This window comes from Vibrio sagamiensis NBRC 104589 (assembly GCF_007990935.1).
In the GTDB taxonomy this organism is placed as follows: Bacteria; Pseudomonadota; Gammaproteobacteria; order Enterobacterales; family Vibrionaceae; genus Vibrio; species Vibrio sagamiensis.
Window position 1 is genome coordinate 1 of sequence record NZ_BJXJ01000128.1, and the last position, 1,121, is coordinate 1,121.

The 1,121-nt window shown below is 32.6% G+C and carries 2 protein-coding genes; both read right to left on the reverse strand.

What is annotated here, in order from left to right:
- Positions 1-94: 94 nt before the first annotated feature.
- Positions 95-736, reverse strand: a complete 642-nt coding sequence (locus tag VSA01S_RS19765) for a hypothetical protein (RefSeq protein ID WP_039983854.1) — start codon at positions 734-736, stop codon at positions 95-97.
- 35 nt (positions 737-771) lie between these two features.
- On the reverse strand, positions 772-1,089 hold the full coding sequence (locus VSA01S_RS20615) for a DUF3289 family protein (protein WP_083932339.1): 318 nt from the start codon (positions 1,087-1,089) through the stop codon (positions 772-774).
- Positions 1,090-1,121: the final 32 nt, after the last annotated feature.

A 1,121-nucleotide genomic window follows, 5' to 3' on the forward strand; every position in this document is an offset into this window, starting at 1 on the left:
GAACTCTTCAATATCTTTGGAATTTACGCATGAAAAGAGGCACCAAATGAGTACCTCAGAAACATCTTAAATTTTTGCAACAAACCTCGTGTGATTAATAGTTGTTTTTTAATACGTTTTTAGTGTCATTAATTTCATAACATTCTAAGTTAGCACTTCTACGATTATAAAGGTCTTTAAAGCTGTCATCGTTTAACATCTTTACATATACCCATATCCCATTATGAAATGAAATATAACCAGCAGAGAAGTCAGTAACCTGACTATCATTGAATGAATACTCAACCTTAAAAAGATCATTGATATTAGAAAATTTACAAATTTTAGGTAGTGTTTTTTTTGATTCTTCTAAAATTTTTTTTATTCCATATTTATCTTCAATTGATTTAATGAGATCACGCCGAATCGCAACTGCTGTTAATGGACCATTATTATTAGGAATATAGTCTTCTCTAACAAATAGCCTCTGATCTAAGAAAGAATCTACCATCAAGTATGTATGCTTATTGTCACCCCCAAAACCAATCACATTACTTCCATTCTGATCTTCAGCTAGAATCTCATAGTCCCTCGGAGTTGTATAATTATCACCTACGGCTACATATTCAACTTCTTTCCAAAATAATCCATCGCCACGACTTTTAGCAGTTCTATCGGTGGTATATATCTTAAAGCCTATGACAGTAAAAATTAAGATGATTGCAAAGGACGATATTTTAATGATTGATTTTTTCATATTAGATTACCGATGATGTTAACAAAACCCACATCCTAATTCGTTAGAGTAAAATTCATTTGAGTAATAAAAGGTTTAAATCCATATCCAGTATAATGTTGTAATAAGTACCATGACCTGAAGCTTTTAAAAAGTTCAAAGGCTTTATGTGAAGATGCAAGTCTGTGATTAATATCGTTAGTATCTAAGCCAAAATGGTCTTGTATATCATATCTAAATTTTCCTCTTACTTCCTTTCCTCTAAACTCAAGGTTGTCTATATATACTTCAATAGCCCAAATGCCGTGAACGGTTAAAACCCCACCATTTGATATATCCTTTGGGCTTGTTGCAAAAACCTCACAACCCGCCAGACTTTAACAATGATTCATCACTGAGCAGTGCG